General features: G+C 53.0%; 14 protein-coding genes. 13 read left to right on the forward strand and 1 reads right to left on the reverse strand.

Translation table 11 applies throughout. The features are described from left to right. Positions 1 to 31: 31 nt before the first annotated feature. Positions 32 to 706 carry a flagellar basal body P-ring formation chaperone FlgA gene (gene flgA, locus I6N93_RS06340; protein ID WP_085686075.1) on the reverse strand — a complete coding sequence of 225 codons (675 nt, stop codon included), beginning with the start codon at positions 704 to 706 and terminating at the stop codon, positions 32 to 34. A 203-nt stretch (positions 707 to 909) separates the two neighbouring features. Here flgA and flgB point away from each other — a divergent pair, with 203 nt between their 5' ends. The 13 genes from flgB (at position 910) to fliS (ending at position 13,169) form a co-directional block, all read left to right on the forward strand. After that, a complete protein-coding gene (flgB, locus tag I6N93_RS06345; protein ID WP_085686073.1) occupies positions 910 to 1,323 on the forward strand; it encodes a flagellar basal body rod protein FlgB in 414 nt (137 codons plus the stop codon). 5 nt (positions 1,324 to 1,328) lie between these two features. Then, a complete protein-coding gene (flgC, locus tag I6N93_RS06350) occupies positions 1,329 to 1,733 on the forward strand; it encodes a flagellar basal body rod protein FlgC (RefSeq protein WP_085653366.1) in 405 nt (134 codons plus the stop codon). 18 nt (positions 1,734 to 1,751) lie between these two features. Continuing rightward, positions 1,752 to 2,432, forward strand: coding sequence for a flagellar hook assembly protein FlgD (locus tag I6N93_RS06355; RefSeq protein WP_085686071.1), 681 nt, complete (start codon positions 1,752 to 1,754; stop codon positions 2,430 to 2,432). A gap of 80 nt (positions 2,433 to 2,512) precedes the next feature. After that, positions 2,513 to 3,718 (forward strand): flagellar hook protein FlgE, encoded by a 1,206-nt coding sequence (gene flgE, locus I6N93_RS06360; RefSeq protein ID WP_085686069.1) that lies wholly within the window; start codon positions 2,513 to 2,515, stop codon positions 3,716 to 3,718. Between the two features lie 22 nt (positions 3,719 to 3,740). After that, complete coding sequence (locus tag I6N93_RS06365) at positions 3,741 to 4,496, forward strand: flagellar basal body rod protein FlgF (RefSeq protein ID WP_085686067.1); 756 nt, start codon at positions 3,741 to 3,743, stop codon at positions 4,494 to 4,496. A 20-nt stretch (positions 4,497 to 4,516) separates the two neighbouring features. Next, complete coding sequence (gene flgG / locus I6N93_RS06370; RefSeq protein ID WP_085686065.1) at positions 4,517 to 5,299, forward strand: flagellar basal-body rod protein FlgG; 783 nt, start codon at positions 4,517 to 4,519, stop codon at positions 5,297 to 5,299. 99 nt (positions 5,300 to 5,398) lie between these two features. Next, a complete protein-coding gene (locus tag I6N93_RS06375; protein WP_099017413.1) occupies positions 5,399 to 6,070 on the forward strand; it encodes a flagellar basal body L-ring protein FlgH in 672 nt (223 codons plus the stop codon). A 10-nt stretch (positions 6,071 to 6,080) separates the two neighbouring features. Then, positions 6,081 to 7,190 carry a flagellar basal body P-ring protein FlgI gene (locus tag I6N93_RS06380; protein ID WP_085686061.1) on the forward strand — a complete coding sequence of 370 codons (1,110 nt, stop codon included), beginning with the start codon at positions 6,081 to 6,083 and terminating at the stop codon, positions 7,188 to 7,190. A 2-nt stretch (positions 7,191 to 7,192) separates the two neighbouring features. Then, a complete protein-coding gene (gene flgJ, locus I6N93_RS06385; RefSeq protein WP_085686059.1) occupies positions 7,193 to 8,167 on the forward strand; it encodes a flagellar assembly peptidoglycan hydrolase FlgJ in 975 nt (324 codons plus the stop codon). A gap of 102 nt (positions 8,168 to 8,269) precedes the next feature. Continuing rightward, the gene (gene flgK / locus I6N93_RS06390) at positions 8,270 to 9,925 is read left to right on the forward strand and encodes a flagellar hook-associated protein FlgK (RefSeq protein ID WP_085686057.1); all 1,656 of its coding nucleotides are present in this window, start codon (positions 8,270 to 8,272) and stop codon (positions 9,923 to 9,925) included. 58 nt (positions 9,926 to 9,983) lie between these two features. After that, a complete protein-coding gene (flgL, locus tag I6N93_RS06395; protein ID WP_085686055.1) occupies positions 9,984 to 10,964 on the forward strand; it encodes a flagellar hook-associated protein FlgL in 981 nt (326 codons plus the stop codon). A 287-nt stretch (positions 10,965 to 11,251) separates the two neighbouring features. Then, positions 11,252 to 12,745, forward strand: coding sequence for a flagellar filament capping protein FliD (gene fliD / locus I6N93_RS06400; protein WP_085686053.1), 1,494 nt, complete (start codon positions 11,252 to 11,254; stop codon positions 12,743 to 12,745). A 19-nt stretch (positions 12,746 to 12,764) separates the two neighbouring features. Then, entirely contained in the window at positions 12,765 to 13,169 is a 405-nt protein-coding gene (gene fliS, locus I6N93_RS06405) for a flagellar export chaperone FliS (RefSeq protein ID WP_373853579.1), read from the forward strand. Positions 13,170 to 13,261: the final 92 nt, after the last annotated feature.

Genomic DNA, 13,261 nt, shown 5'->3' on the forward strand with positions numbered 1-13,261 from the left:
ATATCGGACGATTCAATCGAAGCTTTAACAGTTATTGTACAATTTTTACCAGTCCCTTTTCAGCCACTGTACCCGTAATAATTTGTCCAGACTCCATGCGTATTCTGACGGCGTCATTGAGCGTGGCGTTGTCCATGGATTTGCCTTCGCTGACAATACTGAAACCGTCTCCGGATACGGCGACTTTCACGATATCGCCCATTTTTACCGCCCAGGGATTTCGCAGCATGCTGGCAGCAATGGGCTGCCCTGCACCGATCATACGAATGCTGACGGCACCGACGGCGAGAGCGGGATTCGCCAGCGGCATTACGCTTAATGCGTCAAGTCGGCCGTGTTGAAGCGCCACGTCTTCAGCCAGGATTTTCTGTTTGGGCGGTATCGGACGGGTGGCGACAAGGTAAGGCGCCGTCACCTGAACATTGGTCTGCAGAAAATAGCGATGGGTACCGCACATGGCTCGGATGCTGAGGGTGCCCCAGATTTTCTTTCTTGAGGGCAACGACAGCTGAGGTTCAGAGCATAATTCGAGTTTTTCGACCGGAGTTTTGACGATGACATTGACTTCAGCGGAGGGGATGTCGAGCTGTCCCTGAATGAATGTCTTAATTTGAGCCGTAATTTGGTCGCGGTCAGCGGCCCCGGCCGGGGTCAGTGAGATAAGGAAAAAAATCTTACATAAGATTGTTTTGCGCGAAAATCCCATCAATATACCCCGTCCGTTTTCTCAAATGTCGTCGAGCCTATCGCTGAAGTACACAACATCGCCTGTGAAGTTTACAGAGATGCGGTCTGTGCCAAACGAGAAAATAGCCACTCATTTCCCGTCTATTCCGGCGATAAAGTTGCCGCGCGAAGTTTATCCTGTCTATTGTCACTCTTCTTTAATTACTTTTCCTGAGGGAAAGCATGCTTGACAAATTAGATGCATCGTTCCGCTTCCAGCAGGAGGCGTTGAATTTACGGGCTCAGCGCCAGGAAATCCTTTCTGCGAATATCGCGAATGCGGATACGCCGGGCTATCAGGCTCGGGATATCGACTTTTCCAGCGAGCTAAATAAAGCCCTGAAGCAAGGTCGCGCAACCGGTACGACCATGTCATTAGCCACAACGTCGACCCGGCATATCCCTGCATCTACAACGTCAATGCCTGATTTAGATCTGCTCTATCGCGTACCCGATCAGCCGGCCCTTGACGGGAACACCGTAGATATGGACAGAGAACGGACAAATTTCGCGGATAACAGTCTGCGATATCAAACGGATCTTACGCTGTTAAACGGCCAAATCAAAGGCATGATGTCAGTGTTACAGGATAAATAACGCGTATGTCGCTCATTAATATCTTCGAAATTTCGGGTTCTGCGCTTACCGCGCAGTCCCAGCGTATGAACGTGAGCGCCAGCAATCTGGCGAATGCGGACAGTGTGACCGGACCCGATGGCGAGCCATACCGCGCCAAGCAGGTCGTATTTAAAGTGGCTGCTCCAGACGGACAGGCTATCGGCGGCGTGCAGGTTGACGACGTCGTTGAAGATACCTCTCCGGACAAGCTGGTTTATCAACCGGGAAATCCTCTGGCTGATGAACGTGGCTACGTGCGTATGCCTAATGTGGATGTTACTGCGGAAATGGTGAACTCCATTTCCGCATCCCGCAGCTACCAGGCAAATGTGGAAGTGCTGAACACGGCCAAATCGTTGATGCAGAAAACGCTGACATTAGGCCAATAACAACGTAGGAGAGCAGCCATGAGCGTCTCAGTTTCACTTACCGAATCGACAGATACCAGCAAGATCAGCACAACCAGCAGCTCGTCCAGTACGAGCAGCAGTGCGAACCTGCAAAATGAATTTATGACCTTATTGGTTGCGCAGTTGCAGAACCAGGACCCGACCAATCCGATGGATAACAGTCAACTGACCACGCAGCTCGCACAGATTAGTACGTTGAGCGGCATCGAAAATATGAACACCACGCTGGGATCTATTTCCAGCCAGTTGGATACCTCCGAGACGTTGCAAGCCAGCTCTCTGATTGGCAACGGTGTTTTGATTCAGGGCAATAGTATCGTGGTTGGCTCGGACAGCTCCACAACCGCATTTGGCGTCGAACTGGCTAATGCGGCTACGGACGTGAATGTAACTATTAAAGACTCCAGCGGTAATACGGTGAAAACCGTAGCTCTTGGTGCTCAAAGCGCCGGCGTACAGACCTACAGTTGGGATGGCACTAACGACAGCGGCGGCACCGTCGACGCCGGCACTTACACCTACACGGTGTCGGCGACCGGTTCCGATGGTGTCAGCGTGACAGCCACGCCGCTGAAATATGCGCTGGTCTACGGCGTTAACACGGACTCTTCGGAAGCCGTGCTTAACTTGGGCCTGTCAGGCACTGCGTCGCTGAGCGACGTCAAACAAATTATTTGATTGTGAATCGTGCGGCTGACAAGCAGACCAGCCGCCTAAGACAACACACAGCAAACTACTAATTTTAGGAGCACCTCCAAATGGGTTTTTCGCAAGCGGTCAGCGGATTAAATGCTGCCTCCAGCAATCTGGATGTCATCGGCAACAACATCGCCAACTCTGAGACGACGGGCTTTAAAGGCGCAACGGTCTCTTTCGCAGATATTTTCGCTGATTCTGCAGTAGGCCTGGGCGTTAAAGTCGCCGCCGTGACTCAGAACTTTAACGACGGTACGATCGAAAATACCGACGTGGGCACCGATGTCGCCATCTCGGGCAATGGCTTTTATCGCGTTGCGGATGATGCTGGTTCGGTTTACTACACGCGTAACGGCGAATTCCAGCTGGACGCGGATCGTAACCTGACCACCAAAACCGGTTACTACGTGACGGGGTACGCCGTCACCGGGACGCCGCCGAGCATCGCTGCGGGTGCAGAACCGACCACGATCAATATCTCTGCCGGCTCGATCGCCGCTCAGCAGACCTCGACTTCTACCTATGTCGCCAACCTGAACTCCAGCACCACGGCGCTGGCCGCAGGCACCACGTTCGATGCGACCGATTCCAGCACCTACAGCTGGACCAAGTCCATGACGACCTACGATAGCCTGGGGAACACCCATGTGATGAACCTGTACTTCTCCAAAACGGCTGACAATACCTGGGAAGTGCACGCGCTGGACAGCAGTGACAGCACCGCCACCGCGCAGGATCTGGGAACGTTGAACTTCAGCACCAGCGGTCAGTTGACTGGCACGACGGCGTTTAATGTGACGACCAATTCACTGAACGGCTCTGCGGCTAACACATTCTCAATCGACTTTGTCGGTTCTACCCAGCAGAACGCGAGCAGCTCCGAGCTGAGCAAAACGCAGAACGGCTACACCACGGGTAACCTGGTCGAATACGCCATCAATGATGACGGCACCATCAGTGGGACTTACTCAAATGGACAGACTCAGTTGCTGGGTCAGATCGTGCTGGCCACGTTCTCCAACAGCCAGGGCCTGAAGTCTGAAGGGGACAACGTCTGGAGTGCGACGTCATCGTCTGGTGAAGCCTCTCTTGGTACTGCGGGCACTGGCCTGCTGGGGTCTCTGACCAGTGGAGCGCTGGAATCCTCCAACGTCGATATCGGATCTGAGCTGGTCGATATGATCGTTGCCCAGCGTAACTATCAGTCCAACGCCCAGACCATCAAAACACAGGACTCCATCCTGAATACGCTGGTCAACCTGCGTTAATTAAGCCACACAAGGTAACGATATGGATCACGCCATATATACAGCGATGGGCGCTGCTAGCCAGACGATGGAACAGCAGTCGGTCATCGCCAACAACCTGGCCAATGTGTCGACGCCCGGTTTCCGGGCGCAGTTAAACGCCATGCGCGCGGTGCCCGTCGAGGGCCCTACGCTACCGACGCGCACGTTGGTCGTGGCGTCGACTCCGGGTGCCGACATGTCTCAGGGGCCGCTGAACTATACGTCTCGTCCTCTGGATGTGGCGGTGCAAGACGACGGTTGGTTGGCTGTACAGCTACCTAACGGCGAAGAGGCCTATACCCGAAACGGCGCTATTCAGATCGACGAAACCGGTCAGCTGACTATTCAAGGCTACCCGGTGGTCGGCGACGACGGTCCGCTGACGGTGCCGGTACAATCCAGCGTCACTATCGCTGCGGACGGGACCATATCCTCTCTGGGCGACGGCGATGCGCCGAATACGGTAGGGGCTGCGGGCGCGTTGAAACTGGTCAAATCGGAACCGAATCAACTGGTTCGAGGCGATGACGGTCTGTTTCACCTTTCCCCGCAGGCTCAGCAGCAAGTTGGCAACGCACTGCCGGCGGATGACACAGTGAAAGTGATGCCTGGCGTCCTCGAAGGCAGCAACGTGAATACGACGGAAACGCTGGTTGACATGATCAATAGCGCCCGGCGCTTTGAAATGCAGATGAAAGTGATCACGAACGTCGATCAGAACGCTGAGAGTGCGAACAAGCTGCTGTCTGTTAGTTAATCAATTTTAAGGGTAACACTATGATTCGTTCACTGTGGATCGCAAAAACCGGGCTTGACGCTCAGCAAACCAACATGGATGTCATCTCGAACAACCTGGCTAACGTCAGCACCAATGGCTTTAAACGTCAGCGCGCGGTTTTCGAAGATCTGCTGTATCAAACGGTGCGTCAGCCCGGCGCTCAGTCTTCCGAACAAACCACGCTGCCTTCGGGTCTGCAGTTGGGCACAGGGGTTCGCCCGGTATCGACGGAGCGTTTGCACAGCCAGGGTAATTTGGAGCAGACGGAAAACACCAAAGACATCGCTATCAACGGTCAGGGCTTTTTCCAGGTTCTGTTGCCGGATGGCACCACGGCCTATACCCGCGACGGTTCTTTCCAGTTGGACGCGAATGGTCAGATGGTAACGTCCAGCGGTTATCAGGTTCAGCCGGCGATTACGGTTCCCGACACCGCGATATCGATGACGGTAGCTCGTGATGGTGTGGTCAGCGTGACTGAACAAGGTCAGGCTGCCGCCACGCAGATAGGCCAATTGACGCTGAGCACGTTTATCAACCCGACCGGCTTGCAGAGCCTGGGAGAAAACCTGTATCAGGAAACCCAGAGTTCCGGCGCGCCGACAGAGTCCACTCCGGGTCAGAACGGCTCAGGCGTGCTTTATCAGGGTTATGTCGAAACCTCTAACGTCAACGTGGCGGAAGAACTGGTGGATATGATCCAAGTACAGCGTGCCTACGAGATAAACAGTAAGGCGGTGTCGACCTCTGATGCCATGCTGCAGCGGCTTACGCAAATTTAAGAAAGCGCATTTATGGTGTTAATGAGAAAAGAAGTGAACGTACCGCGCTTGCGCGGCCTTCGCCTATGTTGTACCGGGTGGAAAAATGGGGTCGCCCCGATGGTGATGCTGGCGGTATGCGCTTCACTGGCCGGATGCGCCTATTTCCCGCACAAAGAGCTGGTGGAAGGCGAAACGACGGCACAGCCTGCTCCGCCTAATCTGGTTGTCACCAACGGCTCGATATTTCAGACGGTTCAGCCCATGAACTACGGTTATCAGCCGCTGTTCGAGGACCGTCGTCCCCGTAATGTCGGAGATATTCTGACAATCACCCTGCAGGAAAACGTCAGCGCCAGTAAAAGCTCCACGGCAAATTCGTCCCGCGATGGTGCGGGAACGCTGGGGGTAACGACAGCACCTCGCCTGTTGCAGGGACTGTTTGGCAACCAGCGCACCGACTTCGACATCCAAGGGACAAACGACTTCACCGGCGCTGGCGGCGCCACCGCGAGAAACACCTTTACCGGCACGATTACGGTGACGGTGAAAGACGTGTTGAGCAACGGCAACCTGAAGGTGGTGGGCGAGAAACAGATCGCCATTAACCAGGGGGCGGAGTTCATCCGCTTCTCCGGCATCGTAAATCCAAGAACAATTACCGGGTCGAACTCCGTGGTCTCCACGCAGGTTGCTGACGCCCGGATTGAATACGTCGGCAAAGGCTATATCAATGAAGCCCAGGAAATGGGGTGGCTGCAGCGCTTCTTCCTGAACGTTTCACCATTTTAAGAGGTTAAACATGCGGGTTCGTCACCTTATTTTTTCATTTATCACATTATCACTGACGCTCTTGTCATCAGCACACGCCGAGCGTTTACGTGATTTGGTTGATATTCAAGGCGTACGTGATAACCCGCTGATTGGATACGGCCTGGTTGTCGGTCTTGACGGTACGGGCGACCAAACCACTCAGACGCCTTTTACGACGCAGAGTTTGACCAATATGCTGTCGCAACTGGGGATAACCGTTCCCAGCGGCACCAACATGCAGTTGAAAAACGTCGCGGCGGTGATGGTGACCGCAAACTACCCTGCGTTCGCTCGCGCCGGTCAGAAAATCGACGTTGTCGTTTCATCTTTGGGATCCGCGAAGAGTCTGCGCGGCGGCACGCTGCTGATGACGCCGCTGAAGGGCGTCGATAATCAGGTCTACGCGTTGGCGCAGGGCAACATGCTGGTCGGCGGCGCCGGCGCCTCTTCCGGGGGCAGCCAGGTCAAGGTAAATCAGTTGTCCGGCGGCCGAATCAACGGCGGCGCAACCATTGAGCGCGAGCTGCCTACTACTTTCGGTGCTTCCAATAACATCACGCTGCAGTTGAAGCAGGAAAACTTCAGCCTGGCGCAGCGGATCAGTGACTCCATCAATCAGTACAACAGCTCCGGCGTGGCCAGACCGCTTGATGGACGTACCGTGGAAGTGACGTTGCCCTCAGGTAGCTCATCCCAGGTTCGTTTCCTGGCGCAGATTCAGGATATCAACATTAATACCGGCGAAATGGATGCGAAGATCATCATTAACTCGCGTACCGGCTCGGTGGTGATGAACCGCAACGTGACGCTCGACTCTTGTGCTATCGCGCAGGGCAGTCTGTCTGTGACGGTCAACAATCAGCAAAATGTGAATCAGCCGAACACGCCGCTGGCCGGAGGGCAAACGGTGGTCACCCAGCAGACGCAGATCGATGTGCGTCAGGAAGGGGGCGCACTTCAGCGAGTAAATGCGGGTACCAATTTAAACAGCGTGGTGCGAGCGTTGAACTCATTGGGCGCGACGCCGATGGATCTGATGTCCATTATCCAGGCAATGCATAGTGCAGGCTGCATCAAGGCGGACGTGGAGATCATCTAATAATGAAACTCGATAACACGAGTTCGGTCGACCAGGCGTCCGCAGCCTATGACGTCAAGTCGCTGAACAAGCTGCGTAATGATGCGGTGAAAAACGAGCCTTCCGCACTTAAAAATGTGGCGCGGCAGGTGGAAGGCCTCTTCGTCAGCATGATGCTGAAAAGCATGCGTTCCGCATTGCCGCAAGAGGGGTTACTGAGCAGCGATCAGACCCGGCTGTACACCAGCATGTATGACCAACAGGTCGCACAGGATCTGTCAGCGAAAGGTCTGGGATTGGCCGACATGATGGTGAAACAGCTCAGCCGCAACGCGAACGAGCCGATTGGCAACGGGGTGGGCACCACGCCGATGCCCGTCAGCAAAGATGATTTTCTGACGTCGTCCGCGTTCCCGCCAGCGCTGATGGGCGAGTTTTTAAAACGCACGAATCAGGACGGTGAACGTTCAACAAAAGCGGCGCCGGAATTGCCGCCGTCTTCGGAAGACTTCACAAACCATCTATCGATGCCTTCCATGATTGCGAGCCTGAAAACCGGCATTCCTCACCACCTGATTATGGCTCAGGCCGCGCTGGAGTCAGGCTGGGGTAAACGCGAAATCACCACCAGTGACGGTAAACCCAGCCACAACCTGTTCGGCGTGAAAGCGGGCAGTAACTGGGATGGAAAAGTCACAGAGATCATGACGACCGAGTTTGAAAACGGTCGGGCTTACAAGGTCAAAGAGAAGTTCCGTGTTTACGACTCGTATCTGGATTCCATCAACGACTACATCTCCCTGCTGACCGACAACGCCCGCTATAAAGGCGTTGTGAATGCGAATAGCGCGGAGTCGGCGGCGTATGAACTGCAAAGGGCAGGCTATGCGACCGATCCGCGTTATGGAGACAAACTGGTGCAAATTATCGGACAGATTAAGAATACGACAGAGAAAGCGGTGAAGGCGTATACACACGACATAAGTAACTTATTTTAAACCGCTTTTATTTTGTGATTTCTTGCTCAAGTTTATCTAAGCCTAGCCGATAACTTTATCAGACACCATTGCCGGTTAGAATTTGTTATTAAAGGAAATTTCATGGCCAGTTCATTGATTAACATTGCGTCGTCAGGCCTGAAAGCTGCGAATGTGGCTCTTAGCACTTCGTCCAACAACATCAGTAACGCTTACACTGATGGCTATAGCCGACAGAGCGTGTCTCTGGCGCAAAATGCCGGTACGCAAAAGCCTTACGGCACCATCGGTAATGGCGTAAATATTGTTTCCGTCGACCGGGCCTATGATTCCTTGGTGACCAATCAGCTGCGTGCTGCGTCCAGCAACTATGCGGGTACGAAAGTCTATTCCGAGCAGGTTTCGCAGATCGACAACTTGCTGTCCGACAGCGACAACAGTCTGTCCACGCTAATGTCTTCGTTCTTCTCTTCCATACAGTCGCTCAGCACCAATGCGAGCGATGCCTCTGCGCGTCAGACGGTGATCAGCAGTGCGCAGAGTATGGTGAATCAGTTCAGCAGCACCGATAAATATCTGCAGGATATGGATTCGTCCATCAATGCTGCGTTGAAAACCAGCGTGGATCAGATCAACACCTACTCGAAGCAGATCGCGAATCTGAACGAAAAAATCGTTCAGCTCGGCAGCGGCTCCAGCTCTGCGAACGCACTGCTCGATCAGCGTGACCAGTTGATTAACGAACTGAACAACTATGTCGGCGTCACTACCACCACGCAGGACAGCATGGTCAGCGTGAGCCTGGCTAACGGTATGACCCTGGTACAGGGCAACGCTTCCTATGATTTGGTCACCGTGACGTCTCCAGACGATCCGTCGAGGACGGAAGTGGCTTACGACAACGCTATCAGCGGCCCGATTCAACTAAGTTCAACTTCGCTCGAAAGCGGTAGCGTCAGCGGACTGCTTACATTCCGCACCGAAACGTTGGACTCGGCTCGAAATCAACTGGGACAGCTCGCGCTGACGCTCGCTAGCAGCTTCAACGCCCAACATAAAGAAGGCGTTGATTTGGACGGCGACGTGGGGACGGATTTCTTTAGCTTCACTCAGCCCAGCGTCATCAGCAACACCAATAATAAAGGTAGCGCCGCTTTAACAGCGACATATACCGATACAACGGCGGTCAAGGCCAGCGACTATACGCTGAAGTACACGAACGGAGCGTGGGGCGTCACGCGCACGTCTGACGGTGCCAGCGTCGATTACACGACGGGTACCGATGATAGCGGCAACACGACGCTAAGTTTCGATGGCGTTGAGGTCGCAGTCAGCGGTACCGCTAGTTCCGGCGACAAATTTACGCTGAATACCGTCAGCGAAGTGATCACCAATATGAGCATGGTCATCACTGACACGGCGAAGATCGCCGCCGCGCTTAATGATTCCAGTACCGGTGAGAGCGATAACCGCAACGCGGCTGCGCTGCTGGCGCTGCAAGACAGCAATCAGGTGAACGGCAACGCCACCTTTAGCGAAGCCTATGCCTCGCTGGTCAGTGAAATTGGTGTGAAGACGCAAAGCGCTGATACCAACAGTACAACGCAATCAAGCATCGTGGATCAGTTGACAGAGAAACAGCAGTCTATCTCCGGGGTTAACCTGGATGAAGAGTACGTCGACCTGCAGCGTTATCAGCAGTACTACACGGCAAACGCCAAAATATTGTCCACTGCCGGAAACATTTTCGATTCCCTGCTGGCTGCAATTTCAGGATAACTGATGTCTCACTAATTTATTGAAAGATAATGTATAAATTCAATTTAAGGACTGTGTTATGCGTCTTAGCTCATCGATGATTTACCAGCAGAACATGCAAAGCATTACGAACGCCTACTCCAAATTCCAAAGCGCGTCGTTAGATTTGTCCAATGGAAAGCTGGTCAACAAACCATCGGACGATCCTATCGCTTCGGCGCAGGCCGTTGTGCTGGCGCAATCTCAGTCAACCAACGAACAGTTTGCTACCGCTCGCGATACGGCGACCAGCAACCTGTCTCTGGAATCGACGGTGCTGGATCAGGTCACTGACGTGATTCAAAACGTTCAGACTCTGCTGGTTAAAGCGGCGAGCACGACTTACAGCGACTCCGATCGTCAGTCAATGAAAACTGAACTACAGGGCTACAAAGATCAGCTGTTGACGTTGGCCAATACGACGGACAGTAACGGCAACTACATCTTTGCCGGTTACAAAACCGACACGGCACCCTTCGTCGAAGACAGCGATGGCAACGTCTCCTATGTCGGCAGCGATAGCTCCGTGAGTCAAAAGGTGGATGCCAGCCGTACCATGACGACGGGCGATACCGGTACAACCGTTTTTATGAGCCTGGCGGCGGGCTATAAAACTGAGCCGGACGGTTCTGACAGCGAAATCAACATGTTTAACAGCATCGATACCGCTTTAACAGCGCTGGATATTCCCCTGGACGATACGGGTGATGACACCACGATCACCGATTCTTACGTCGCGATGTTCGACAAGGCCAATCGTGGCATGTCCAACTCTTTGGATAACGTATTGACCGTGCAGGCTTCCGTCGGCAGCAAGTTAAATGAGTTAACGACATTAGACAGCATAGGCGACAGCCGTGACCTGATTTATTCAGACCGTATGACCAGCCTGAAAGGGTCTGATGTCGATGATATGTACGAAATGATTTCCAATGTCACCATGCAGCAGGTGGCGCTACAGGCAGCGCAGAGCACATTCTCGTCGATGAAAGGCATGTCGCTGTTTGAGATGAATAGTTAATTAGCTTCAAATTTTGGAATACGCTTAAACCGGGCGTATTTGTTTAGGCGGTATCGTCCTGTTAATAGCAGGCGATACGGCCGTTTTTTTATTTAACGCCCAGGGCCTTTGATTTGTCATAAGCAATTGAGACAGACAGTGTAGGCACCTGTTCCGTTCAAGATTGGTGCGCTGCCAGCCCCTTGTAATATTTATCTTCTAAATGTTGACAGTCGCATAAACTTTTAAAAAACACTGCCGATAATTTATTTGGATCGACGAACACATTTATTAAGGGGTAAGAGGATATGGCTACGACATCTAGCACGACCAGTTCTACTTCAGCGAGTACCACCAGCTCCACCACCGGATTAATTACATCGTTGGGCGTGGGCTCTGGCTTGGATCTGACTGGAATTCTGGAGTCTCTGCAGGGGGTCGAAGACCAGAAACTTACCGCGATCACGAACAAACAAACCAGCTATGAGTCTAAACTCACGGCCTACGGTACGCTGCAGAGCTCGCTGGAAACCTTCTCAACGGCAACGCAGAAGCTGAACGACAGTTCACTTTACGCTACGAAAAAAACCTCAACTAACACCGCGTTTACGAGTACGGCGACGTCCAGCGCCACCACGGGATCTTACGCGGTAAAAGTGACTCAGCTGGCGACGGCTCAGACGTTGGCGACCAGTGCGCAGACGAGCAAAACCACGCAACTGGGCGACAGCAGCCTGACGACGCGCAACCTGACTCTACAGGTCGGTAGCGGTAGTGCGGTTAACATCGCGCTGACCAACGCTCAGACCACGCTTTCCGGCATCGCCAGCGCCATTAACTCCGCCAAGGCAGGCGTCACCGCAAGTATCGTACAGTCTGGTGACAGCAGCTATCAGCTGACGTTGACCTCCGATACGACCGGCGAAACGTCAACGATGAGCGTGAGCTCAAACGACAGCACGTTGAACAGTATTCTGGGATATGACAGCACCTCATCGTCCAACGGGATGACCCAGCAGGTTGCGGCGCAAAACGCCGAACTGACGGTTAACGGCATCGCTATTGAACGTAGCAGTAATACCGTGACCGATGTTCCGACGGAAGGCGTGACGCTGACGTTGAATTCGGTTTCCAGTTCGTCGGAAAACCTGGTGGTGAGCAAAAGCGTTACGGATGCAGCCAGTGCGATCACCGACTGGGTCAGTGCTTATAACACGCTGTTGACTTCGTTCGCATCGTTGAGCGCCTACAGCAGCGTGAGCGCAGGGGAATCTCAGTCTACGAGCAATGGTGCTCTGGTTGGGGACTCAACGCTAAGCAGTATCAAGAATCAGCTGAAAACGATTATCAGCTCAGCGCAAAGCAGCGATACCTTCAAGGTCCTTTCTGAGATGGGGGTGTCGCTGAGTACCACGACGGACTCCACGACCGGAAACGTTGTGCGTGGAACGCTGATCATCGACAACACCACGCTGGTTAATGCGTTGACGGATAACGGTACTGAAGTCGGTAAGTTTTTCATGGGCGACGGCAAAACCACGGGGCTTGCAACACAACTGGTCTCCACCGTATCGACTTATACGAAAAGTAAAGGATTAATCGATAATGCGGAATCAGGTATCACCTCCATTATTGATAAGCTGAAGACACAATATACTGATGTGCAGAGTAGCATCGAGAATATTATGAGCCGCTACAGAACCCAGTTCACCAAGCTGGACGTATTGGTGCAGCAGTTGAACAGCACAGGTGACTACCTGACGACGGCGTTTGAACAGCTAAGTAACAGCTCCAGCAGTTAACGTGTAGTAAGGAAAGATTATGGCAATGATGTATGGCTCGCAGGCTTATGCACAGGTCGGTTTGGAAAGTGGTGTGATGAGCGCCAGCCCGCATAAACTGATTACCATGTTGTTTGATGGCGCCATCAGCGCCCTAATTCGTGCGGATATCTTCATGGAGCAGGGCGACACCGTGGAAAAGGGTAATGCGATTACCAAAGCCATCAGAATTATTGACAGTGGGCTGCTGGCTTCTTTAGATATGGAGAAAGGCGGAGAGATCAGCACGAACCTGGCGCAGCTTTACGACTATATGATCCGCCAGCTGCTTCATGCCAATCTGCATAACGATCGTGCGCTACTTGAGAATATAACGGAGCTACTACGAGGCATTGCCGACTCCTGGAAAGAAATAAGTCCTGAAAAAAATAACGCTGCTGATTGATTCGTGATTTAGCTTTCGTCTGTGCCGGGAATATCATCGGAACAGCTTTGTATACGGCACAGTTTTAGTTTTGCCGCCTTGCGTTAAACATA

It is taken from the genome of Lonsdalea populi (assembly GCF_015999465.1).
GTDB classification, from domain to species: Bacteria; Pseudomonadota; Gammaproteobacteria; order Enterobacterales; family Enterobacteriaceae; genus Lonsdalea; species Lonsdalea populi.